Source organism: Pseudomonas sp. KH_021, from assembly GCF_057838865.1.
The window spans coordinates 1,032,509-1,054,971 of record NZ_CM174477.1; the positions used below are offsets into that span (position 1 = coordinate 1,032,509).

Here is a 22,463-nt window from a genome sequence, read left to right on the forward strand (position 1 = left end):
ACCCCTTGGTGTTGAATCTGGGGCCCTGGTCGCGATGGCATCCCCATGGTTTATCGTAGACTGCGGTGATGCCATCGCGACCAAGGTCAGCTCCTACAGCTCCTGGTAGCTCTCGATCGACGGGCAGGCGCAGATCAGGTTACGGTCACCGAACACGTTGTCGACACGCCCGACCGGTGGCCAGTACTTGGCTTCGATCAAGGAAGCCAGCGGGTAGACCGCTTGCTCACGGCTGTAAGGGTGGCTCCACTCGCCGATCAACTCTTCGGCAGTGTGTGGGGCGTTCTTCAGCGGGTTGTCGTCTTTGTCCAGTTGGCCGTTCTCGACTGCGCGAATTTCTTCGCGAATGCAGATCATTGCGTCGCAGAAGCGGTCGAGTTCCTGCTTGGATTCGCTTTCGGTAGGCTCGATCATCAGCGTGCCAGCTACCGGGAACGACATGGTCGGTGCATGGAAACCGAAGTCAATCAGGCGCTTGGCCACGTCGTCGACGCTGATACCGCTGCTGTCCTTGATCGGGCGCAGGTCCAGGATGCATTCATGTGCAACCAGGCCATTGCTGCCGCTGTACAGCACAGGGTAGTGCTCTTCCAGGCGACGGGAGATGTAGTTTGCGTTGAGGATCGCCAGCTGCGAAGCGCGCTTGAGGCCTTCGCCACCCATCATCCGAATATACATCCAGGTGATCGGCAGGATGCTGGCGCTGCCGAACGGCGCCGCGCAGACTGCACCTTCCTTGCGCTCCATATGGGCGTGGCCGGGCAGGAACGGGGCCAGGTGCGACTTGACGCCAATCGGGCCGACGCCCGGACCGCCACCGCCGTGAGGGATGCAGAAGGTCTTGTGCAGGTTCAGGTGCGACACGTCGCCACCGAACTTGCCGGGTGCGCAGAGGCCGACCATGGCGTTCATGTTGGCGCCATCGATGTAAACCTGGCCGCCGTTGTCGTGGATGATCGCGCAGATTTCGCGAATACCTTCCTCGAACACACCGTGGGTCGACGGGTAGGTAATCATGATCGCGGCCAAGTGCTCGCGGTGCTGGATCGCCTTGGCGCGCAGGTCTTCGATATCGACGTTGCCGCGCTCGTCACAGGCCGTGACCACAACACGCATGCCGGCCATGTGTGCGGTGGCCGGGTTGGTGCCGTGGGCGGAGGACGGGATCAGGCAGATGTCGCGACGGTCATCGCCACGGCTCTGGTGATAGGCACGAATGGCCAACAGGCCTGCGTATTCGCCCTGGGAGCCGGCGTTGGGCTGCAGCGACACGGCGTCGTAGCCAGTGGCGGCGCAGAGCATGGCTTCAAGCTCGCTAGTCAGCGCCTGATAGCCCTGGCTTTGCTCGGCGGGCGCGAAGGGGTGCAGGTTGCCGAATTCGGCCCAGGTCACCGGGATCATTTCGCTGGCGGCATTGAGCTTCATGGTGCAGGAACCCAGCGGGATCATGGTGCGATCCAGTGCCAGGTCCTTGTCGGCCAGACGGCGCAGGTAGCGCATCAGCTCGGTTTCGGAGTGATAACGGTTGAACACCGGATGAGCGAGGATCTGAGACTGGCGCTGCAGGTTAGCGGGCAGGGCAGCCTCGGTGCTGTCGGCCAGGGTGGCGAAGTCCGGCTGCGCTGCACCTGCGCCGGCAAACAATTGCCAGAGCGCTTCAACGTCGGCCTGACGGCTGGTTTCGTCCAGGGACAGGCCCAGGCGAATACCGTCGATTTCACGCAGGTTCAGGCCTGCGCCCCGCGCCTTGGCGTGCAGCTCAGCCGTTGCTGCGCCGGTGTTCAGGCTCAGTGTGTCGAAGAAGTGCGTCTGCTCGACCGTAACGCCAAGGGCCTTGAGGCCTTGGGCCAGGATCGCGGTCAGTTGGTGAGTGCGGCGGGCGATTTGTTGCAAGCCCTGTGGGCCGTGGTAAACGGCGTACATGCTGGCGATGTTGGCCAGCAGCACTTGGGCGGTGCAGATGTTACTGGTGGCTTTCTCGCGACGGATATGTTGCTCGCGGGTTTGCATGGCCAGACGCAGGGCGGTCTTGCCGAAGCGGTCGATGGAAGCACCGACCAAGCGGCCCGGCATATCGCGCTTGAACGCGTCACGCGTCGAGAAGTAGGCGGCGTGCGGGCCGCCGAAGCCCAGCGGGACACCGAAGCGTTGTGCGCTGCCGATGGCCACGTCTGCGCCGAATTCGCCTGGAGGCGTCAGCAGCGTCAAGGCCAGCAGGTCGGCCGCAACGGCAACCAGCGCATTGACGGCGTGGAAGCGTTCGACCAGCTCGCGATAGTCGAACACATCGCCATTGCTGGCCGGGTATTGCAGCAAGGCGCCAAAGTAGTCACTGACATCGCCCAGCTCGCGCTCATCAGCCACGACCACTTCGATGCCCAATGGCTCAGCGCGGGTACGCAGCACGTCCAGGGTTTGCGGGTGGCAATGAATCGAGGCGAAGAAGGTGTGGCTACCTTTGTTCTTGCTCAGGCGCTTGCAGAAGGTCATGGCTTCGGCAGCGGCGGTGGCTTCGTCGAGCAACGAGGCGTTCGCAATCGGCAGGCCCGTCAGGTCGCTGATCAAGGTCTGGAAGTTGAGCAGCGATTCCAGGCGGCCTTGGGAAATTTCAGGCTGATAAGGGGTGTAGGCGGTGTACCAGGCTGGGTTTTCCAGCAGGTTGCGCAAAATCGGAGCAGGGGTATGACAGTTGTAGTAGCCCTGGCCAATAAAGGTCTTGAACAGTTGGTTCTGGGAGGCGATCGCCTTGATCGCAGCCAGCGCATCGGCTTCGCTCTGGCCTGCGGACATGCCCAGTACGCTGGTGCCCTTGATGCTTTCCGGGATGACGCTGGCGCTCAAGGCCTCCAGCGAGTCGAAGCCCAGGGTTTGCAGCATTTGCTGCTCATCGGCCTGGCGGGGGCCGATGTGGCGGGCAATAAATTCGTTTTCGGTGCTCAGATTAACGTGGCTCATGGTGGCTCCCCGAGATCAGGCTTGGGCTTTGATCAGATTGTCGTAGGCGTCCTGATCCATCAGTTCTGTCACTTGATTGGCATCGGCAGGTTTAAAGCGGAAGAACCAGCCTTCGCCCAGCGGGTCTTCGTTGACCAGCTCAGGGCTTGAGTCGAGCGCAGGGTTGGTTTCGAGCACTTCGCCGTCGAGCGGCATGTACACACCGCTGGCTGCCTTGACCGATTCCACGGTGGCGGCTTCGCTGCCCTTGTCATAGGCCTGAAGCTCAGGGAGTTGCACAAATACCACATCACCCAGCGCATTCTGGGCGAAGGCGGTGATGCCGACGGTCACGCTGCCATCGGCTTCGGTGCGCAGCCATTCGTGATCTTCGGTAAAACGCAACTCGCTCATGGAAACTCCTCAAGGGCCAGCAGGCGCTGGCAAACGCGATTGAATGCACGGCGGTGGGCTGTGCTTTGATTGGGAGTTCTGTAGCAAATATGCGGCCATCTTTAATAAACCCATTTAATTCAAGGGTTTGATGGCTTTTTTGGCGGGGTGAGGGAAGTGCGTTTGTAACGAAATCGCTACGGGTGGCGAGGTGTCGCAAGCCGTAATGCGATCAGGGGATTGTCATTTGAAGGGCTGGAGCGATCTGTAATGAAATCATTACGTCGTAATGATTTCATTACGTGTGGCTTTGGGGCCTCATTCGCTGGCAGGCCAGCTCCCACACGTTCAGGCTTTTGCTTGAGTGTGGGAGCTGGCCTGCCAGCGAATGCCGAACCGCATAAAGCATTGTCAGTAGGGTCAGTCGATGTACTCAAATAGTTTGACGATCTTCTGCACACCGGAGACCCCCTGCACCACGCTGGTGGCACGGGCAGCTTCCGACTGTGTCACAAGGCCGAGCATGTAGACGATACCGTTTTCGGTAATCACCTTGACGCGCGAGCCTGGCACGGAAGTGTCGGCCAGCATCTGGGCCTTGATCTTGGTGGTTAGCCAGGTGTCGTTGTTACGTGCCAGCAGTGAGGAGGGTTGCAGGATCTGCAGTTGGTTGTGGACCTTCTTGACCCGCTGAACCGAGCCTGCAGCCTGTTCGGCCTGGGCCTTGAGGTCTGCGCGCGGGGTCTGGCCGGCCAGCAGCACGACACCGTTGAAGCTGCTGACAACGATGTGTGAGCCGCTGTCCAGGTCCGGGTTGGCCTTGGCAACGTTGACCGCCACCTTGGTTTCGATCAGCGAGTCGTCGATCTTGCTGCCGATGGTACGGGTGCCGCGGTCGTCTTCAATGGGTGCATCGCGGGTCGCGGTAATGAAAGAGCTGCAACCGGTCAGGGACAGGCATAGGGTCAGGGCCATCAGGCCTAGGCGATTAGGGGTCATTCTTCACTCCCGAACAATTGGCTGTCGATCAGATCGCAGAGGCAATGGATCGCCAGCAGGTGAACTTCCTGGATACGTGCAGTGACGGTGGACGGTACGCGAATCTCGACGTCCTCGGGCAGCAGCAAGGACGCCATGCCGCCGCCGTCTCGCCCCGTCAATGCTACGACAATCATTTCGCGATCATGTGCGGCCTGGATCGCTTGAATAATGTTTGCCGAATTACCGCTGGTGGAAATCGCCAGGAGTACGTCGCCTGGTTGGCCCAGGGCGCGGATCTGTTTGGAGAAGATCTCGTTGTAGCTGTAGTCGTTGGCGATCGAGGTGATGGTCGAGCTGTCGGTTGTCAGGGCGATCGCTGGCAAACTCGGGCGTTCACGCTCGAAACGATTCAACAGTTCGGACGAAAAGTGCTGGGCGTCGCCTGCCGAGCCGCCATTGCCGCAGGCAAGCATCTTGCCGTCTGCGAGCAAGGCGCCAACCATCACCTGGCTGGCTTGCTCGATGTACGGTGCAAGAACTTCCATCGCCTGCTGCTTGGTGTTGATGCTGGCCTGGAAAAGCTGGCGAATTCGGGATTGCATGTCCATCAATGTGACCTTAAGTAGCGCGGCTGGTCGAGCGCTGTCTGACGGAGGCCAGACGCTGCCCGGCACATATTAAAGTGCGGCCCGCAAAGCAAAGAGCAAAAAATCGTTGAATGAAGGGTGTTGCCTGAGGGTAATGCGCGCTCAACTGTCAAAGGCATTACGCACCCAATTGAGCGGTGCTGCACCGCCGCTGGTGCCTTCCAGGGCAATCACGTCGAATCGGCAAGGATGCCCTGACCAGCGCGCTTCCTTCTGCAGGAATGTCTGCGCAGCATGGGTAAGCCGTGCTTGCTTGCGCCGGTCGATACTGCCCAGTGCACCTCCCCAATTGGCGTGCAGTCGGTAGCGGACTTCGACGAATACTACTGTATCGCCGTCCAGCATGACCAGATCAAGCTCGCCTCCTTTGCACAGCCAGTTTTGCGCCAGCAGCCGAAAGCCCTGCTTTTCGAGAAAGATCAGGGCCTGCTGCTCGGCCTGCCTGCCGGAGTGCTGGCGAGGCGTGACTGGCATCAGCGAGGCGTATCCGGCAGGCGCTTGACTTGGCCGTGATCAAATTCGGCCCAGGGCAGTTGACGCTCGATGCGCTGGTTGGCGCTCATGGTCAGGCTGCCGGAGAAGCCTTCGATGCGGTTGTCCGGCAGCGCCTTCAACTGGCCCAGGCGCGGCGCCAGGCTATAGGCATCGATGCCCATCGCATAGAGGCGGCCCAGGCTGCCGGCAGCTTGTGGCCACTGGCGGACTACTTGTTGACGCAAGCTGTTGCCGCTGTCGAGCAGCCAAGGCGTTTCGCAGAAGCGAATGCCATTCATGTCGTTGTATTGCGCCTGGTCACCCGAGGCGCTGAACAGGTGCGAAGTGGCATAGACCGGCACATCACCTGCGTACTGAAAGTTCAGGGTCGGCTTGATTTGCTGAGCTTGTTGCGGGGTTGCGGCGAGGAAGATGAAGTCGATGTCCTGGCGGCGCGAGGGTTGTGCGGCAACGGCACCGCCCACTGTGCTTTGCAGGCTCTTGGCGCGGCCTTCGCTCTGGCGCAACTGGAACAGGTCGGCGATCTGCTGGGCCAGGGCCACAGGTGAGCTTACGTGTTCGGCGCCGATCAGGGTGCCACCGTTGGCTTCCCAGTCCTGGCGGAAAGCCTTGAGCACGCGGTCTCCCCATTCGCCTTTTGGCACCAGGGCCACAGCGCGTTGCATGCCGTCGGCGCGGGCCCGGCGGGATACTTCGCGGGCTTCGTCTTCGGCCGCGAGGCCAAACTGGAACAGTTGCGGTGGCCCGACCTGGCCTGCGTCGCTGTAGTTCAGCGCGAGGGTGGTAATCGGCAGTTGCGAGCGTGCGGCCAGTTGCTTGACCAGTGGTTTTTCCAATGGGCCAATGACCAATTGCACGCCGGCGGCCTGGGCCTGGCGGTAAAAGTCATCCAGCGAGGTCACGCGAGAGCTGTCATACACTTCAATGGCTGGCGGCTTCTGGCCAGCTTGCAGGGCCTGGTAATGGGCTGCCATGAAGCCTTCGCGCAAGGCGCGCGCCACTGCAGCCAGCTGGCCGTTTTGCGGCAGCAGCAGGGCGATCTTGGTCAAGGGTTGGCTGGCCAATTCTTTAAGCTTGGTCAGCGAGGTGGGCAATTGCTTGGCAGCCGGGTGATCGGCATATTGCTTGCGCCAGTCATCGATGGCGGCCTGTTGCTGTTCCAGGGTGCCGGCGCTTTTCACGGCCAGCGCCAGGCTCATCCAGCCAGCCAGGTCATCGTTGCCGGTGGGTTGAAGCTGCTCGGTGGGCAATGAGGCTACCAGGCTCCAGATCTCATCGTGGTTGCTGGCAGCGGCAGGGCCGCTGAGCAGCGGCGCCATGAAAATGCGCTCGCGAGCAGCGGGCAGGATCTGGCCGTCGGCTTCCAGCGCCGCGGCGCGAACCGCATGGGTACGTACCTGCTGGGTTTCTGGGAGTTTTGCCAGGTGCTCGAAGCTTGGGTGGCTGAGTGCGGCCAGTGCAGCCTTGGGCTGGTTGCGGGTCATCGCAAGCTCGGCGGCCAGGGTGTTGGCGAATATCTGTTGGGCGGGCTTGAGTTGATCGACAGGTACCTGTTCCAGGATGCGGGCGGCACGTACGTTGTCTTTTTGCCGGTAGGCGAGGTCAGCTGCACTCAGTCGCAGCAGTGCGGCAGCTTCGGGCTTCTTGCTGGTGGCGGCTTGCTCGAGCAGTTGCTCGATGCTGGCATCCGGGGTACGGGGTAATTCACCCAGGCTGGACGAAGGCGAACTGGCGCAAGCTGCCAATAGGGCAGCAAGGCAGAGGGCGGAGAGCAGCCGCAGGCAAGCAATCATGAATGAATCCCGACTTGATCGAATTAACGTGCAAGTGTACCCAAGCACTGGCAAAGGCGCGATGTTAGCGCCAATAAAGCTTGATGATGCTCATGGAAATGTTTCAACAAACTGGACGGTTGCCAGCCCTTGAGGTTTCGTCGATTGCCCACGCATCTGTTTTGACGCTGTACAATGGCGGCTTTTGACCAACAAGACAGGTGTGTGCCGTGACTGCTCAAGGTGCTTCGAATTCCTCTGCCGGCACTCTATTTGTGGTCGCCACCCCCATTGGCAACCTGGACGACATGAGTGCGCGGGCGCTCAAGGTGCTGACCGATGTTGCACTGATTGCTGCCGAAGACACGCGCCATTCCATTCGCCTGTTGCAGCACTTCGGTATCAGCACGCCTCTGGCGGCTTGTCATGAGCACAATGAGCGCGAGGAGGGCAGTCGCTTTCTGACTCGTTTGTTGGCCGGCGATAACGTCGCGCTGATTTCCGATGCCGGAACGCCATTGATCTCGGATCCAGGCTATCACTTGGTGCGCCAGGCTCGAGCGGCGGGCGTCGCCGTGGTGCCAGTGCCCGGTGCCTGCGCCTTGATCGCGGCGTTGTCGGCCGCAGGGCTGCCATCGGATCGCTTCATCTTCGAGGGGTTTCTGCCGGCCAAGTCGGTGGGGCGTCGTGCCCGCCTTGAACTGGTTAAAGAGGAAGCGCGCACCCTGATTTTTTACGAGGCACCGCACCGGATCCTTGAATGTCTTCAGGATATGGAGTCGATTTTTGGTCCTGAGCGCCCGGCTTTGCTGGCCCGTGAGTTGACCAAGACCTTTGAGACGCTCAAGGGTCTGCCGCTGGCGCAATTGCGGGAGTTTGTCGAAGCTGACAGCAACCAGCAGCGCGGCGAATGTGTGGTGCTGGTGGCGGGCTGGACGGCGCCGGAAAGTGAAGAGGCCATCAGCCCTGAAGTCGAGCGGGTGTTGGATCTGCTGCTTGGCGAATTGCCACTCAAGCGTGCGGCTGCATTGGCGGCAGAAATTACCGGCGTGCGTAAAAATGTGCTGTATCAGGTCGCACTGGATAAACAAAAAGCGCAATAAGCGGCTACGCTTATAAGTTTTGGACGCAAAATTTCCTGGCACTGAGAGTTATCAAAGTGCCATCATCACTTTTAAAGCTTGTTCTTGAACGCCTCTACCGTTAATCTTTGCAGCGGAGAGTCGATTGGACAGTCGCTGCCTTCTTTTGTTCCGCAAAAGAGGGGGGAGGAAAGTCCGGGCTCCATAGGGCAGAGTGCCAGGTAATGCCTGGGGGGCGTGAGCCTACGGAAAGTGCCACAGAAAATAACCGCCTAAGCACTTCGGTGCCGGTAAGGGTGAAAAGGTGCGGTAAGAGCGCACCGCATGACTGGCAACAGTTCATGGCTAGGTAAACCCCACTCGGAGCAAGACCAAATAGGGTTCCATATGGCGCGGCCCGCGTTGGAACCGGGTAGGTTGCTAAAGGTGTCCAGTGATGGCCATCGTAGAGGAATGACTGTCCTCGACAGAACCCGGCTTACAGATCGACTCTCCACCTTTTCCTTCCCTGCCCAATCAACAGCAGCGGCCAATTCGTAATACCGAAAAAATCTTACTCTTAATAAATTACTTTAAGTTCGGGCTGTATCCCTCTGAGTGAGTTCGATTTTCATTGTCATACAAAATGACAATTCCTTCATTTTCCTCTCGGTTACCTCCTTAAATCTCCGATCTGTAAGGGATTTCCCTATAAGCGCGCCTTGACGGTGTGGTGGGCGCATTCCTATAGTGTGCGTAAGTGGCGGAAAGTGGCATGAAGTGGGTTTTTTAGGCAGAAAAAGCTAAATTCAAGGGGTCAATGCCGTGTTTCGCGGAGCCAATGTCGTCAGTCTCGACGCTAAGGGCCGTCTCGCTATGCCGAGCCGGTACCGTGACGAGCTCGATACGCGCTGCTCCGGGCAACTGGTCATCACTATTGATGCCGCCGAAAAATGCTTATGTGTCTATCCCCTCGATGAGTGGGAAGTGATTGAAACCAAGTTACGGACATTGCCGTCGTTGCACGAAGAAACCCGCCGCCTCCAGCGATTGCTGATCGGGAATGCGGTGGATCTCGAGCTCGATGGCAGTGGTCGTTTTCTGGTGCCCCCGCGATTGCGTGGACATGCCAGCCTCGATAAGAGAGTGGTGCTGGTAGGGCAATTGAACAAGTTTCAACTGTGGGACGAGGATGCCTGGGACGCTATCAATGCAGCGGACCTGGTAGCCATTCAACAACCGGGCGCGATGCCTAACGAACTGCGTGATTTGATCCTGTGACTATAGATAGCGGCTTTAACCACATCACCGTACTGCTTGACGAAGCCGTCGAGGCCCTCGCCGTACGCGCCGATGGCTGCTACCTGGACGGTACCTTTGGCCGTGGCGGGCATAGCCGGCTGATTCTTAAAAGCTTGGGGCCCGATGGGCGGCTGCTAGGGTTCGATAAAGACCCTCAAGCGATTGCGACTGGGCAAACGCTGGCGGCCGAAGACGGCCGCTTTGTTATTGTGCAGCGCAGTTTTGCAGAGATGGGTGAAGAAGTCGCCGCTCGCGGGCTGGCTGGCAAGGTCAGCGGCGTACTGCTGGACCTGGGCGTGTCCTCGCCGCAATTGGACGACCCGGAACGCGGTTTCAGCTTCCTCAACGATGGCCCCTTGGATATGCGCATGGACCCGACGCGCGGCGTCAGTGCCGCTGAGTTCATTGCCACCGCGCCAGCGGAAGAAATCGCTCGAGTGTTCAAGGAATACGGCGAAGAGCGATTTGCCAAGCGCATGGCCAATGCTGTGGTGCAGCGCCGCGAAACCAAGCCTTTCGAGCGTACCGCGGACCTTGCAGAAGTATTGAAAGTCGCCAACCCCGCCTGGGAAAAGGGCAAGAATCCAGCGACCCGTGCATTCCAGGGGCTGCGTATCCACGTCAATAACGAGCTGGGAGACCTCGAGGCGGGTCTTGAAGCAGCCCTTGAGTCGCTGGAAATCGGCGGCCGCCTGGTGGTGATCAGCTTCCACTCGCTGGAAGATCGAATCGTCAAACTGTTCATGCGTCGCCTGGCCAAGGGCGAGGCGGACAATCTTCCGCGCAATCTTCCGGTTCGTTTCGAGGCCTTTGAACCCAAAATCCGTGTCCATGGCAAGGCTCAGTTTGCTTCCGAAGCCGAGCTCAAGGCTAATCCTCGTTCGCGCAGTGCTGTCATGCGTGTGGCGGAGAAGCTTCGGTGAGCAAGCTTTTTGCCAAGCCATTGCCAGGCGGAAGCTTCCTGATGCTTCTGCTGTTTATCGGCGTGCTCGTTTCGGCTATCGCCGTCTCGTACAGCGCGCACTGGAACCGGCAATTGCTCAACACCCTCTATAACGAACTCAGCGAGCGCGACAAGGCGCAAGCGGAGTGGGGTCGGCTGATTCTCGAGCAAAGTACCTGGACGGCGCACAGCCGTATCGAGTCGCTGGCGGCTGAGCAACTGAACATGCACATTCCAGGTGCCGCCGACGTAAGAATGGTGGCGCCATGATGAAACTCGAAGGGGCACTTTTCCCCTGGCGGTTCCGTGTCGTCCTCGGCCTGTTGGCGCTGATGGTAGGTGCCATCTGCTGGCGCATCATCGATCTGCAGGTGATCGACCATGACTTCCTCAAGGGTCAGGGCGATGCGCGCAGCCTGCGTCATATCCCGATTCCTGCACACCGTGGCCTGATCACCGACCGCAACGGCGAGCCGCTGGCGGTCAGTACTCCGGTGACCACTCTATGGGCCAACCCCAAGGAAATGCAGCTTGCCAAGGACAAGTGGCCTGAGCTTGCCGCGGCGCTCGGGCAAGATTCCAAGAAGCTGAGCGCGCGCCTTGAGCAGCAAGCCAGTAAAGAGTTTATCTATCTGGTTCGCGGCTTGACCCCTGAAGCGGGCCAGATCGTGCTCGATCTGAAGGTTCCGGGTGTCTATGGCATCGAGGAATTTCGTCGTTTCTATCCGGCCGGTGATGTAGCCGCCCATATGGTTGGTTTTACCGACCTTGACGACCATGGCCGAGAAGGTGTCGAGCTTGCCTATGATGAATGGCTGGCCGGGGTGCCCGGCAAGCGGCAAGTGATCAAGGACCGGCGCGGCCGGCTGATCAAGGACATCCAGGTTACCAAGAACGCCAAGGCCGGCAAGACCTTGGCGTTGTCCATCGACCTGCGCCTGCAATACTTGGCCACTCGTGAATTGCGCAACGCCATTACCGAAAACGAAGCCAAGGCTGGCAGCCTGGTGATCATGGACGTGAAAACCGGCGAAGTGCTGGCGATGGTCAACCAGCCAACCTACAACCCGAACAACCGCCGCACCATGTTCCCCTCGGCGATGCGTAACCGCGCGATCATCGACGTGTTCGAGCCGGGCTCCACGGTCAAGCCGCTGTCGATGAGTGCTGCCCTGGAGTCGGGTCGCTGGAAGCCGACCGACAAGGTCGAGGTCTACCCCGGCACGCTACAACTGGGTCGCTACACCATTCGTGACGTGTCCAGGAGCGAAGGCCCGGTCCTGGACCTTACCGGTATCCTGATCAACTCCAGTAACGTAGGGATGAGCAAAGTTGCCTTTGATATCGGTGGCGAAGCCATTTACCGAGTGATGTCGCAACTGGGTCTGGGCCAGTACACTGGCCTGGGCTTTCCGGGCGAGCGTGTCGGCAACCTGCCGAACCACCGCGAGTGGCGCAAGGCTGAAACGGCCACCCTGTCCTACGGCTATGGCTTGTCGGTCACTGCCCTGCAACTGGTACACGCCTACGCGGCACTGGCCAACGACGGCAAGATGGTGCCCCTGAGCATTCTCAAGACCGACAAGACGCCGGAATCGACCCAGGTGATCCCCGAGCAAACCGCCAAGACCATTCAGGGCATGCTGCAGCAGGTGATTGAAGCGCCACGCGGCGTATACCGTGCGCAAGTACCGGCCTATCACGTTGGCGGCAAGAGTGGTACGGCCCGTAAGGCCACCATTGGCGCCAAGGGCTACACCCAAAATGCCTATCGCTCATTGTTCGCAGGCTTCGGCCCGATGAGTAACCCGCGCTACGCCATAGTCGTAGTCATCGATGAACCGAGCAAGGGCGGCTACTACGGTGGCCTGGTTTCGGCACCCGTTTTCAGCAAAGTCATGTCCGGCACCCTGCGGTTGATGAACATTCCGCCAGATAACCTGGAATCAATCCCACAGCAGCAAGCAGTCGCTGCGCCGGTCAAGGGAGGGCGCGGATAATGTCCATGCCTCTGGAAAAACTGTTTCCTCAAGCGGGCCACAACCCGCTGATTCGTGAACTGACCCTGGACAGCCGTGCAGTACGTCCGGGTGATCTATTCCTGGCCGTCAAAGGCACCCGTCAGGACGGTCGCGGACATATCGCCGACGCTTTGGCGCGAGGTGCGGCAGCGGTGGCCTATGAGGCCGAAGGCGCTGCCGTACTGCCGATTACCGATGCGCCGCTGATCCCGGTACGAGGGTTGGCGGCTCAGTTGTCGGATATCGCCGGGCGTTTTTATGGCGAGCCGAGCCGTTTGCTCAATCTGGTCGGTGTCACCGGCACCAACGGCAAGACCAGCGTGACTCAATTGGTTGCGCAGGCACTGGATGACCTGGGTCAGCACTGTGGTCTGATCGGTACCCTGGGCACCGGCTTTTATGGTGCGCTGCAGAGCGGGCGCCTGACCACGCCTGACCCGATAGCGGTGCAGGCCACCCTTTACGACCTGAAAAAGGCCGGTGCTCGCGCCGTGGCCATGGAAGTGTCCTCCCATGCGCTGGATCAAGGTCGTGTCGCGGCCTTGGCCTTCGATATCGCGGTCATGACCAACCTGTCTCGTGATCACCTCGATTACCACGGCAGCATGCAGGCCTATGAAGAGGCCAAGGCCCGGTTGTTCTCTTGGCCGAACCTGCGCTATCGCGTCGTCAACCTCGATGATGACTTTGGCCGCCGGCTGGCCGCAGGGGGCCGTGAATCACGTCTGATCAGCTACAGCTTGCAAGACCCAAGGGCAACCCTGTATTGCCGCGAAGCCCATTTTGATGATGAAGGCGTGCGTGCGGTACTGGTCACCGCCCAGGGTGAGCGCACGCTGCGCAGCCAACTGCTGGGGCGTTTCAACTTGAGCAACATGCTGGCTGCGGTGGGTACGTTGCTCGCGATGGATTATCCGTTGGACGACATTCTCAAGGTCACTCCTGCGCTGGAGGGGCCGGTGGGGCGCATGCAGCGCCTGGGTGGTGGCAAGCAGCCGCTGGTGGTGGTCGACTACGCCCACACCCCTGATGCGCTGGAAAAAGTCCTTGAAGCCTTGCGTCCGCATGCCAAAGGCCAACTGCTCTGCCTGTTCGGCTGCGGCGGCGACCGGGATCGCGGCAAACGGCCGTTGATGGCTGAGGTTGCCGAACGTCTGGCCGATCGCGTGCTGGTGACCGACGATAACCCGCGTACTGAAGACCCACTGCACATTTTCGATGACATCCGTCCTGGCTTCGGTACCGCCGACGCTGTCCGCTTTGTGGCTGGCCGCGGTGAGGCGATCGCCCAGCTGATTGCGGATGCGGGTGCTGATGATGTGATCGTCTTGGCCGGCAAGGGGCATGAGGATTACCAGGAAATCCAGGGCGAGCGTCATCCATTCTCTGACTTGATTGAAGCCCGCAAGGCACTGCAAGCCTGGGAGGCTGCCCATGCTTAAGCCATTGACCCTATCTGAGTTGACAGCGCCCTTGCAGGGGCGCCTGAAGGGCAGCGACGTCGCCTTCGACGGCGTCAGCATCGACAGCCGTGCAATCAAGCCTGGGCAACTCTTTGTTGCATTGGCAGGGCCGCGTTTTGACGGCCATGACTACCTCAATGAGGTAGCGGCCAAGGGCGCGGTTGCAGCCCTGGTGGAACGTGAGGTGAAGGGCACTGACCTGCCACAGTTGATCGTGGCCGACACGCGCCTGGCCCTAGGGCAACTGGGCGCACTCAACCGTGCAGCCTTCAGTCATCTTGTGACAGCGATCACCGGTTCCAGCGGCAAGACCACCGTCAAGGAGATGCTCGCCAGCATCTTGCGCACTCGTGGCGCGGTATTGGCCACCCGTGGCAACTTGAATAACGACCTTGGGGCACCGCTGACGCTGCTCGAGCTGGCGCCTGAGCACATGGCAGCAGTCATTGAGCTGGGTGCCTCTCGCATTGGCGAAATCGCCTATACCGTTGGCCTGGCGCAGCCTCATGTGGCGTTGATCAATAATGCCGGTACCGCGCACGTCGGCGAATTCGGTGGCCCGGAAAAAATTGTCGAAGCCAAGGGTGAAATCCTTGAAGGCCTGCGCGATGGCGGCACTGCTGTGCTCAACCTGGATGACAAGGCTTTCGCCATCTGGAAGGCTCGTGCAGGCCAGCACCCGGTGCTGACGTTTGCCTTGAGCAATCCGGCTGCTGACTTTTATGCCTCCCACCTCAACCGTGATGCGCGCGGTTGCCCAGCGTTCGAACTGCACGGCCCAAGCGGTACTGCCAAGGTGCAGTTGAATCTACTCGGTACCCATAACGTACAGAACGCCCTGGCCGCTGCGGCGGCTGCGCATGCCTTGAACGTACCCCTGGCGGGTATCGTCGAAGGCCTGAGCAATGTCCAGCCGGTCAAGGGCAGGGCGGTCGCGCAGTTGGCGAGTTCAGGCGCTCGAGTAATTGATGACAGCTACAACGCAAACCCCACCTCTATGTGCGCGGCCATTGATATACTGGCCGGCTTTTCCGGTCGCACTGTCCTGGTGCTCGGGGATATCGGCGAATTGGGGCAGTGGGCAGAGCAAGGGCACCGTCAGGTTGGCGAATACGCCAAAGGCAAGGTGTCGGCACTTTATGCCGTCGGTCCGATGATGGCCCACGCTGTCACGGCGTTTGGGCCAAATGCTCGCCATTTTGCTACTCAAGCTGACCTGATCGAGGCCGTTCGCGCCGATCAGGACACCAATACCACTATTTTGATCAAGGGTTCGCGTAGCGCTGCGATGGAGAACGTCGTAGTGGCGCTGTGCGGTTCCAGCGGGGAGAAACATTAATGCTGCTACTGCTGGCTGAGTATCTGCAACAGTTTTACAAAGGCTTCGCGGTCTTCCAGTACCTGACTCTGCGCGGGATCCTGGGTGTACTGACCGCGCTGTCGCTGGCCCTCTGGTTGGGCCCATGGATGATTCGTACACTGCAGATTCGCCAGATCGGTCAGGCTGTTCGTAACGATGGCCCGCAATCGCACTTGTCCAAATCCGGTACCCCGACCATGGGCGGTGCGCTGATCCTGTCTGCCATTGGTATCAGCACCTTGCTGTGGGCGGACCTGAGCAACCGCTATGTCTGGGTGGTGCTGATCGTCACTCTGCTGTTTGGCGCCGTGGGCTGGGTGGATGACTATCGCAAGGTGATCGAGAAAAACTCCCGTGGCTTGCCGAGTCGCTGGAAGTATTTCTGGCAGTCGGTGTTCGGTCTGGGCGCCGCTGTGTTCCTGTACATGACCGCACCCAGCAGCGTCGAAACCACCTTGCTGGTGCCAATGTTCAAGGACCTGACCATTCCCCTGGGGGCAGGCTTCATTGTCCTGACCTACTTCGTGATCGTGGGTTCGAGTAACGCCGTCAACCTCACCGACGGCCTCGATGGCCTGGCGATCATGCCGACCGTGATGGTGGGCGGCGCGCTGGGCATCTTCTGCTATCTGTCCGGTAACGTGAAATTCGCCGAATACCTGCTGATCCCTTACGTGCCGGGCGCCGGCGAACTGATCGTGTTCTGCGGTGCGCTGATCGGTGCGGGCCTGGGCTTTCTGTGGTTCAACACCTACCCCGCACAAGTCTTCATGGGTGACGTCGGCGCGCTGGCGCTGGGCGCAGCCCTGGGCACCATTGCCGTGATCGTTCGCCAGGAAATCGTGCTGTTCATCATGGGCGGTGTGTTCGTGATGGAAACCCTGTCGGTGGTCATCCAGGTGGCGTCCTTCAAGTTGACGGGTCGTCGCGTGTTTCGCATGGCTCCAATCCACCACCATTTTGAACTCAAGGGCTGGCCCGAACCGCGTGTGATTGTCCGTTTCTGGATCATCACCGTGATTCTGGTGCTGATCGGTCTTGCCACCCTGAAACTGAGGTAGAACACGTGTCGTTGATCGTTTCTGACCAATTCCGCATCGTTGTCGGCCTCGGCAAGAGCGGCATGTCCCTGGTGCGTTTCCTGGCGCATCAGGGGTTTGCCTTTGCCGTGGCCGATACACGCGAGAATCCGCCGGAGCTGGCCACGATCAAGCGTGACTACCCGCAGGTGGAAGTGCGTTGCGGCGAGCTGGACGTGGAGTTCCTCTGCCGCGCGAGCGAGTTGTACATCAGCCCCGGCCTTGCCGTGTCCACCCCGGCACTGCAGCAGGCCGCTGCCCGTGGCGTAAAACTGTCCGGCGATATCGACCTGTTCGCGCGCTACGCGAAGGCGCCGATCGTGGCCATCAGCGGCTCCAACGCCAAGAGCACCGTCACCACCCTGGTGGGCGAAATGGCTGCGAAAGCGGGCAGGCGCGTGGCGGTGGGGGGCAACCTCGGCACTCCTGCGCTGGATCTGCTGGCTGACGACGTCGAGCTGTATGTACTGGAACTTTCGAGCTTCCAGTTGGAAACCACTGATCAGCTCAATGCCGAAGTCGCGACCGTACTCAACGTCAGCGAAGACCACATGGACCGCTACAGCGGCTTGCCGGCTTATCACTTGGCCAAGCACCGGATCTTCCGTGGTGCACGCCAGGTCGTGGTCAACCGTCAGGATGCCCTGAGCCGTCCGTTGGTAGGCGAAGGCTTGCCGTACTGGACCTTCGGCCTGAACGCGCCCGATTTCAAGAACTTCGGCCTGCGTGAAGAGGGCGGTGAAAAGTACTTGGCATTCGGGTTCGATAACCTGATGCCCGTGCGTGAGCTGAAAGTTCGTGGCGCACATAACCAGTCCAATGCCCTGGCCGCCTTGGCGTTGGGGCACGCTGTGGGCCTGCCGTTCGACGCTATGCTGGACAGCCTGCGCGAGTTTGCAGGCCTGGCACACCGTTGCCAGTGGCTTCGCGAGCGCAATGGCGTGAGCTGGTACGACGACTCCAAGGCCACCAACGTGGGTGCTGCGCTGGCGGCCATTGAGGGGTTGGGCGCTGATATCGCTGGCAAGCTGGTGCTGGTCGCCGGTGGTGACGGCAAGGGCGCCGATTTCTCCGCTTTGCGTGCCCCGGTTGCTGCCCATTGCCGCGCTGTTGTGCTGTTGGGTCGTGATGCCGAGCGCTTGGCCCAGACCCTGGACGGTGCCGTTGATCTGATTCGGGTCAATACCCTTGAAGAGTCTGTGCAGCAATGCGCGCAGATTGCCCAGCCGGGCGATTCGGTGCTGCTGTCGCCAGCCTGCGCCAGCCTGGACATGTTCAAGAACTTCGAAGAGCGTGGGCGTCTGTTTGCCCTGGCTGTGGAGGGTTTGTCATGATCTTTGGCATCCTCAAGCCTTATCCGTCCCCGCTGATCACTGGCCGTGGCATCGACCTCGATTTCGCCATGCTGGCCGGCTGCCTGGCTTTGTTGGGCCTGGGCCTGGTGATGATCACCTCGGCTTCTTCGGAGGTGGCCGCGGCGCAATCGGGCAACCCTCTTTATCACATGATCCGCCACCTGATTTATTTGGTGCTGGGCCTGGGTGCCTGTGTGTTGACCATGCTGGTACCGATTGCCACTTGGCAGCGCATGGGCTGGTTGTTGCTGATGGGTGCCTTCGGCCTGCTGGTGCTGGTGCTGGTGCCGGGTATTGGCCGTGAGGTGAACGGTTCGATGCGCTGGATTGGCTTCAGCTTCTTCAACGTGCAGCCGTCGGAAATCGCCAAAGTGTTCGTGGTGATCTACCTCGCCGGCTATCTGGTACGACGCCAGCGTGAAGTTAGGGAAAGCTGGATGGGCTTTTTCAAACCCTTTATCGTCCTCTTGCCGATGGCGGGCCTGCTGCTGATGGAGCCGGACTTCGGCGCCACCGTGGTCATGATGGGCGCTGCAGCGGCAATGCTGTTCCTCGGTGGGGTGGGGCTGTTTCGCTTCAGCCTGATGGTGATTCTTGCCGTGGGGGCGGTGTTCCTGCTGGTACAGGCACAGCCCTACCGGATGGCGCGTCTGATTACCTTCACCGACCCTTGGTCTGATCAATTCGGTTCCGGGTATCAATTGACCCAGGCGCTGATTGCCTTTGGCCGTGGCGAGTGGCTTGGCGTGGGGTTGGGCAACAGCGTGCAGAAGCAGTTCTACCTGCCAGAAGCGCATACCGACTTCGTGTTCTCGGTGTTGGCCGAAGAGCTGGGTATGGTCGGCTCCCTGGTGACCGTTGCACTGTTCGTCTTCGTCAGTGTGCGTGCCATGTACATCGGACTGTGGGCCGAGCGCGCACGTCAATTCTTTGCAGCCTATATGGCCTATGGCCTGGCCTTCCTGTGGATCGGCCAGTTCCTGATCAACATTGGTGTGAACGTCGGCCTGTTGCCGACCAAGGGCCTGACCTTGCCGTTCCTCAGCTACGGCGGTAGCTCCCTGGTAATCTGCTGTGCCAGCCTTGGGCTGTTACTGCGAATCGAATGGGAGAGCCGCACGCACTTGGGCAGCGAAGAGACGGAGTTCAGCGAAAGCGACTTCGCCGAGGAGCCGACTCATGGGCGCTAATGTGCTGATCATGGCCGGCGGCACCGGTGGGCATGTATTCCCGGCGCTGGCCTGTGCACGCGAGTTCCAGGCCCGTGGCTATACCGTCCACTGGCTGGGCACCCCACGCGGAATCGAGAACGAACTGGTTCCTCAGGCTGGCCTGAAACTGCACTTGATCAACGTCACTGGCCTGCGTGGCAAGGGCAAGCTGTCCCTGCTCAAGGCGCCGTTCACGCTGATCAAGGCCGTTCTGCAGGCGCGCAGCATCATTCGTCAGGTCAAGCCTGTTTGCGTCGTCGGTTTTGGTGGCTATGTCACCGGCCCCGGTGGCGTTGCAGCCAAGCTGTGTGGCGTGCCTGTGGTCATTCACGAGCAGAACGCCCGCGCCGGTACCGCGAACCGCATGCTGGTGCCTTTGGCGGCTCGTGTCTGCGAAGCCTTCCCTGAAACCTTCACCGGTACCAGCAAGCGACGCACCACGGGTAACCCGGTGCGCGGCGAGCTGTTCCTGGAAACCCCTCGCCAGTCCCTGGCCGGGCGCAAGCCACGGCTGTTGGTACTGGGCGGCAGCCTGGGCGCCGAGCCCTTGAACAAGCTGTTGCCCCAAGCGCTGGCCAAGGTCCCGGAGCACCTGCGCCCCGAGGTGTTCCACCAGGCTGGCAAGAAACACGATGAAATCACCGTGCAGCGCTACAAGGACGCCGGTGTCGAGGCGCAGGTCGCGCCGTTTATCAAGGACATGGCCCAGGCTTACGGCTGGGCTGATCTGGTGGTGTGCCGCGCGGGCGCATTGACCGTCAGCGAACTGGCCGCCGCAGGGCTGCCTTCGGTGCTGGTGCCGCTGCCCCACGCGATTGACGACCACCAGACCCACAACGCCAACTATCTGGCTCGTGAAGGCGCTGCCTTCCTGATGCCGCAAGCGACAACTGGCGCAGCCGAACTGGCTGACCGCCTGAACGAGGTGCTGATGCAACCGGAAAAACTCAACACCATGGCGACCACTGCGCGTCGTCTGGCAAAACCTGATGCCACCCGCACCGTGGTCGAAATCTGCCTGGAGGTGGCCCATGGTTGAGAATCAGAAAGCCATGCCCCATCCAGAAATGCGCCGTATCCGCCGTATTCACTTTGTGGGCATCGGTGGTGTGGGCATGTGCGGCATCGCCGAAGTCTTGCTGAACCTGGGTTATGCCGTATCGGGCTCGGACCTGAAGGCTTCGCCTGTGACCGAGCGCCTGGAGTCTTTTGGTGCCGAGATTTTCATCGGGCACCGTGCCGAGAACGCGGCCAGCGCCGACGTGCTGGTGGTGTCCAGCGCGGTCAACACCTCCAACCCGGAAGTTGCCAACGCCCTGGAGCGCCGTATCCCGGTGGTCCCGCGTGCCGAGATGCTGTCTGAGCTGATGCGTTATCGCCATGGCATCGCTGTGGCTGGCACCCATGGCAAGACCACCACCACCAGCTTGCTGGCCTCGGTGTTCGCCGCTGGCGGCCTGGACCCGACCTTCGTGATCGGTGGCCGCCTGAACGCTGCCGGTACCAATGCGCAGTTGGGCACCAGTCGTTACCTGATCGCCGAAGCCGACGAGAGCGATGCCAGCTTCCTGCACCTGCAGCCGATGGTGGCCGTTGTCACCAACATCGACGCCGACCACATGGCCACCTATGAGGGCGACTTCAACAAACTGAAGAAAACCTTTGTCGAGTTCCTGCACAACCTGCCGTTCTACGGACTGGCCGTAATGTGCCTGGACGATCCGGTGGTGCGCGAGATCCTGCCGCAGGTCAAGCGTCCAACCGTGACCTACGGCTTCAGCGAAGAAGCTGACGTGCGTGCGATCAACATCCGCCAGGAAGGCATGCTGACCCACTTCACCGTGCTGCGCCGCGACCGCGCACCGTTGAACGTGTCGGTGAACATGCCGGGCAACCACAACGTCCTGAACTCGTTGGCAACCATCGCCATTGCCACCGATGAAGGCATTAGCGACGAAGCGATCGTCCAAGGCCTGTCGGGCTTCCAGGGCGTGGGCCGGCGCTTCCAGGTCTACGGTGAACTGCCGGTGGAATACGGCAGCGTGATGCTGGTCGACGACTACGGCCACCACCCCCGTGAAGTGGCGGCAGTGATCAATGCCGTGCGCGGTGGCTGGCCGGATCGGCGTCTGGTGATGGTCTACCAGCCGCACCGCTATAGCCGCACCCGCGACCTGTACGACGACTTCGTGCAAGTCCTGGCGGATGCCAACGTGCTGCTGTTGATGGAAGTCTACCCGGCGGGCGAAGAGCCGATTCCCGGGGCCGACAGCCGCCAGCTGTGCCATAGCATCCGCCAGCGTGGCCAATTGGACCCGATCTACATCGAGCGCGGCATTGAGCTGGCGCCGCTGGTCAAGCCGCTGCTGCGTGCTGGCGACATCCTGCTGTGTCAGGGGGCAGGGGACATCGGCGGACTTGCACCGCAACTTTTGAAAAGTCCGTTGTTCGCCGGGGCGGTCGTCGCCGGTGAGGGGAAAGTGAAATGACTGCTGACTACGCCAAGCTGTTCTCGACTATCGCGCCGAAGGATTTCGGGCGCGTCGCCGTGCTTTACGGCGGCAAGAGCGCCGAGCGCGAAGTCTCGCTCAAGTCCGGCAATGCCGTGATCGAAGCGTTGACCTCGGCCGGTGTGGACGTGGTTGCCATTGATGTCGGCGACGACCTGCTGCAACGCCTGCTCAACGAAAAAATCGACCGCGCCTTTATCATTCTTCACGGCCGTGGCGGTGAAGACGGCAGCATGCAAGGCTTGCTCGAGTGCCTGGGGATCCCCTACACCGGCAGCGGCATCCTGGCTTCGGCGCTGGCCATGGACAAGTTGCGGACCAAGCAGGTCTGGCAAAGCCTGGGCATTTCCACTCCGATGCACGCGGTACTGGCCAGCGAAGCCGATTGTATTTCTGCTGGCATGGAACTGGGCTTTCCTTTGATCGTCAAACCGGCCCATGAAGGTTCCAGTATCGGTATGGCCAAGGTGAGCGACACAGACGCATTGATCGCTGCCTGGAAAGACGCCGCCACCTACGATTCGCAAGTGTTGGTCGAGCAATGGATTCAAGGCCCTGAGTTCACCGTCGCGACGCTGCGTGACCAGGTTCTGCCGCCCATCGCCCTAGGCACCCCCCATTCGTTTTACGACTACGACGCCAAGTACCTGGCGTCCGATACCCAGTACCGCATTCCCTGCGGCCTGGACAGCGCCAAGGAACAAGAACTGATCGACCTGACCGCTCGCGCTTGCGAAGCGATTGGCATCAGCGGCTGGGGCCGCGTGGATGTCATGCAGGACGCTCAGGGCAAGTTCTGGCTGCTGGAAGTGAACACTGCACCAGGCATGACCGATCACAGCCTGGTCCCCATGGCAGCACGTGCAGCCGGCCTCGATTTCCAGCAATTGGTGCTGGCAATCCTGGCGGTCAGCGTAGAGGCGCGAGGTTAATACC

19 protein-coding genes and 1 other RNA gene are annotated in these 22,463 nt (G+C 60.5%); 14 read left to right on the top strand and 6 right to left on the bottom strand.

What is annotated here, in order from left to right; genetic code table 11:
- Positions 1–93: 93 nt before the first annotated feature.
- From gcvP to AC3IX4_RS04910, 6 genes are all read right to left on the bottom strand, one after another.
- On the bottom strand, positions 94–2,955 hold the full coding sequence (gcvP, locus tag AC3IX4_RS04885; protein ID WP_489259493.1) for an aminomethyl-transferring glycine dehydrogenase: 2,862 nt from the start codon (positions 2,953–2,955) through the stop codon (positions 94–96).
- A 15-nt stretch (positions 2,956–2,970) separates the two neighbouring features.
- Positions 2,971–3,348 (bottom strand): glycine cleavage system protein GcvH, encoded by a 378-nt coding sequence (gcvH, locus tag AC3IX4_RS04890; protein ID WP_489259494.1) that lies wholly within the window; start codon positions 3,346–3,348, stop codon positions 2,971–2,973.
- A gap of 399 nt (positions 3,349–3,747) precedes the next feature.
- Positions 3,748–4,326 carry a BON domain-containing protein gene (locus AC3IX4_RS04895; protein ID WP_489259495.1) on the bottom strand — a complete coding sequence of 193 codons (579 nt, stop codon included), beginning with the start codon at positions 4,324–4,326 and terminating at the stop codon, positions 3,748–3,750.
- Positions 4,323–4,916, bottom strand: coding sequence for a phosphoheptose isomerase (locus AC3IX4_RS04900; protein ID WP_489259496.1), 594 nt, complete (start codon positions 4,914–4,916; stop codon positions 4,323–4,325). The genes AC3IX4_RS04895 and AC3IX4_RS04900 overlap by 4 nt, the downstream gene beginning before the upstream one ends.
- Positions 4,917–5,057: 141 nt before the next feature.
- Positions 5,058–5,429, bottom strand: coding sequence for a YraN family protein (locus AC3IX4_RS04905; RefSeq protein WP_489259497.1), 372 nt, complete (start codon positions 5,427–5,429; stop codon positions 5,058–5,060).
- Positions 5,429–7,243: a penicillin-binding protein activator gene (locus tag AC3IX4_RS04910; protein WP_489259498.1), complete on the bottom strand. Its 1,815-nt coding sequence runs from the start codon at positions 7,241–7,243 to the stop codon at positions 5,429–5,431. The genes AC3IX4_RS04905 and AC3IX4_RS04910 overlap by 1 nt, the downstream gene beginning before the upstream one ends.
- 209 nt (positions 7,244–7,452) lie before the next feature.
- Here AC3IX4_RS04910 and rsmI point away from each other — a divergent pair, with 209 nt between their 5' ends.
- The 14 genes from rsmI to AC3IX4_RS04980 all read left to right on the top strand — a co-directional run bounded on the left by rsmI (position 7,453) and on the right by AC3IX4_RS04980 (position 22,459).
- Positions 7,453–8,325, top strand: a complete 873-nt coding sequence (rsmI, locus tag AC3IX4_RS04915; protein ID WP_489259499.1) for a 16S rRNA (cytidine(1402)-2'-O)-methyltransferase — start codon at positions 7,453–7,455, stop codon at positions 8,323–8,325.
- Positions 8,326–8,441: 116 nt separating this feature from the next.
- An RNA gene (gene rnpB / locus AC3IX4_RS04920) (RNase P RNA component class A) lies at positions 8,442–8,801 on the top strand.
- Between the two features lie 307 nt (positions 8,802–9,108).
- Positions 9,109–9,564 carry a division/cell wall cluster transcriptional repressor MraZ gene (gene mraZ, locus AC3IX4_RS04925; protein ID WP_489259500.1) on the top strand — a complete coding sequence of 152 codons (456 nt, stop codon included), beginning with the start codon at positions 9,109–9,111 and terminating at the stop codon, positions 9,562–9,564.
- The gene (gene rsmH, locus AC3IX4_RS04930) at positions 9,561–10,508 is read left to right on the top strand and encodes a 16S rRNA (cytosine(1402)-N(4))-methyltransferase RsmH (protein WP_489259501.1); all 948 of its coding nucleotides are present in this window, start codon (positions 9,561–9,563) and stop codon (positions 10,506–10,508) included. The genes mraZ and rsmH overlap by 4 nt, the downstream gene beginning before the upstream one ends.
- The gene (gene ftsL / locus AC3IX4_RS04935; protein WP_489259502.1) at positions 10,505–10,798 is read left to right on the top strand and encodes a cell division protein FtsL; all 294 of its coding nucleotides are present in this window, start codon (positions 10,505–10,507) and stop codon (positions 10,796–10,798) included. Before rsmH ends, ftsL begins: the two co-directional genes overlap by 4 nt.
- Positions 10,798–12,528, top strand: coding sequence for a peptidoglycan D,D-transpeptidase FtsI family protein (locus AC3IX4_RS04940; RefSeq protein WP_489261212.1), 1,731 nt, complete (start codon positions 10,798–10,800; stop codon positions 12,526–12,528). Before ftsL ends, AC3IX4_RS04940 begins: the two co-directional genes overlap by 1 nt.
- Positions 12,528–13,991, top strand: coding sequence for a UDP-N-acetylmuramoyl-L-alanyl-D-glutamate--2,6-diaminopimelate ligase (locus AC3IX4_RS04945; RefSeq protein WP_489259503.1), 1,464 nt, complete (start codon positions 12,528–12,530; stop codon positions 13,989–13,991). Before AC3IX4_RS04940 ends, AC3IX4_RS04945 begins: the two co-directional genes overlap by 1 nt.
- Complete coding sequence (locus AC3IX4_RS04950; protein WP_489259504.1) at positions 13,984–15,351, top strand: UDP-N-acetylmuramoyl-tripeptide--D-alanyl-D-alanine ligase; 1,368 nt, start codon at positions 13,984–13,986, stop codon at positions 15,349–15,351. Before AC3IX4_RS04945 ends, AC3IX4_RS04950 begins: the two co-directional genes overlap by 8 nt.
- Positions 15,351–16,433, top strand: a complete 1,083-nt coding sequence (gene mraY / locus AC3IX4_RS04955) for a phospho-N-acetylmuramoyl-pentapeptide-transferase (RefSeq protein WP_489259505.1) — start codon at positions 15,351–15,353, stop codon at positions 16,431–16,433. Before AC3IX4_RS04950 ends, mraY begins: the two co-directional genes overlap by 1 nt.
- Before the next feature lie 5 nt (positions 16,434–16,438).
- Positions 16,439–17,785 carry a UDP-N-acetylmuramoyl-L-alanine--D-glutamate ligase gene (gene murD, locus AC3IX4_RS04960; protein WP_489259506.1) on the top strand — a complete coding sequence of 449 codons (1,347 nt, stop codon included), beginning with the start codon at positions 16,439–16,441 and terminating at the stop codon, positions 17,783–17,785.
- Positions 17,782–18,996, top strand: coding sequence for a putative lipid II flippase FtsW (gene ftsW / locus AC3IX4_RS04965; protein WP_489259507.1), 1,215 nt, complete (start codon positions 17,782–17,784; stop codon positions 18,994–18,996). The genes murD and ftsW overlap by 4 nt, the downstream gene beginning before the upstream one ends.
- A complete protein-coding gene (murG, locus tag AC3IX4_RS04970; protein ID WP_489259508.1) occupies positions 18,986–20,056 on the top strand; it encodes an undecaprenyldiphospho-muramoylpentapeptide beta-N-acetylglucosaminyltransferase in 1,071 nt (356 codons plus the stop codon). Before ftsW ends, murG begins: the two co-directional genes overlap by 11 nt.
- The gene (murC, locus tag AC3IX4_RS04975; RefSeq protein ID WP_489259509.1) at positions 20,049–21,506 is read left to right on the top strand and encodes a UDP-N-acetylmuramate--L-alanine ligase; all 1,458 of its coding nucleotides are present in this window, start codon (positions 20,049–20,051) and stop codon (positions 21,504–21,506) included. Before murG ends, murC begins: the two co-directional genes overlap by 8 nt.
- Complete coding sequence (locus tag AC3IX4_RS04980; RefSeq protein ID WP_489259510.1) at positions 21,503–22,459, top strand: D-alanine--D-alanine ligase; 957 nt, start codon at positions 21,503–21,505, stop codon at positions 22,457–22,459. The genes murC and AC3IX4_RS04980 overlap by 4 nt, the downstream gene beginning before the upstream one ends.
- The last annotated feature ends 4 nt before the right edge of the window (positions 22,460–22,463 follow it).

Coding starts and splice junctions, on each gene's coding strand:
- murC (WP_489259509.1), top strand. CDS start 20,049: ATGGTTGAGAATCAGAAAGCCATGCCCCATCCAGAAATGCGCCGTATC.
- AC3IX4_RS04905 (WP_489259497.1), bottom strand. CDS start 5,429: ATGCCAGTCACGCCTCGCCAGCACTCCGGCAGGCAGGCCGAGCAGCAG.
- AC3IX4_RS04950 (WP_489259504.1), top strand. CDS start 13,984: ATGCTTAAGCCATTGACCCTATCTGAGTTGACAGCGCCCTTGCAGGGG.
- murG (WP_489259508.1), top strand. CDS start 18,986: ATGGGCGCTAATGTGCTGATCATGGCCGGCGGCACCGGTGGGCATGTA.
- AC3IX4_RS04945 (WP_489259503.1), top strand. CDS start 12,528: ATGTCCATGCCTCTGGAAAAACTGTTTCCTCAAGCGGGCCACAACCCG.
- AC3IX4_RS04940 (WP_489261212.1), top strand. CDS start 10,798: ATGAAACTCGAAGGGGCACTTTTCCCCTGGCGGTTCCGTGTCGTCCTC.
- AC3IX4_RS04900 (WP_489259496.1), bottom strand. CDS start 4,916: ATGGACATGCAATCCCGAATTCGCCAGCTTTTCCAGGCCAGCATCAAC.
- AC3IX4_RS04895 (WP_489259495.1), bottom strand. CDS start 4,326: ATGACCCCTAATCGCCTAGGCCTGATGGCCCTGACCCTATGCCTGTCC.
- AC3IX4_RS04980 (WP_489259510.1), top strand. CDS start 21,503: ATGACTGCTGACTACGCCAAGCTGTTCTCGACTATCGCGCCGAAGGAT.
- gcvH (WP_489259494.1), bottom strand. CDS start 3,348: ATGAGCGAGTTGCGTTTTACCGAAGATCACGAATGGCTGCGCACCGAA.
- AC3IX4_RS04910 (WP_489259498.1), bottom strand. CDS start 7,243: ATGATTGCTTGCCTGCGGCTGCTCTCCGCCCTCTGCCTTGCTGCCCTA.
- ftsW (WP_489259507.1), top strand. CDS start 17,782: ATGATCTTTGGCATCCTCAAGCCTTATCCGTCCCCGCTGATCACTGGC.
- mraY (WP_489259505.1), top strand. CDS start 15,351: ATGCTGCTACTGCTGGCTGAGTATCTGCAACAGTTTTACAAAGGCTTC.
- gcvP (WP_489259493.1), bottom strand. CDS start 2,955: ATGAGCCACGTTAATCTGAGCACCGAAAACGAATTTATTGCCCGCCAC.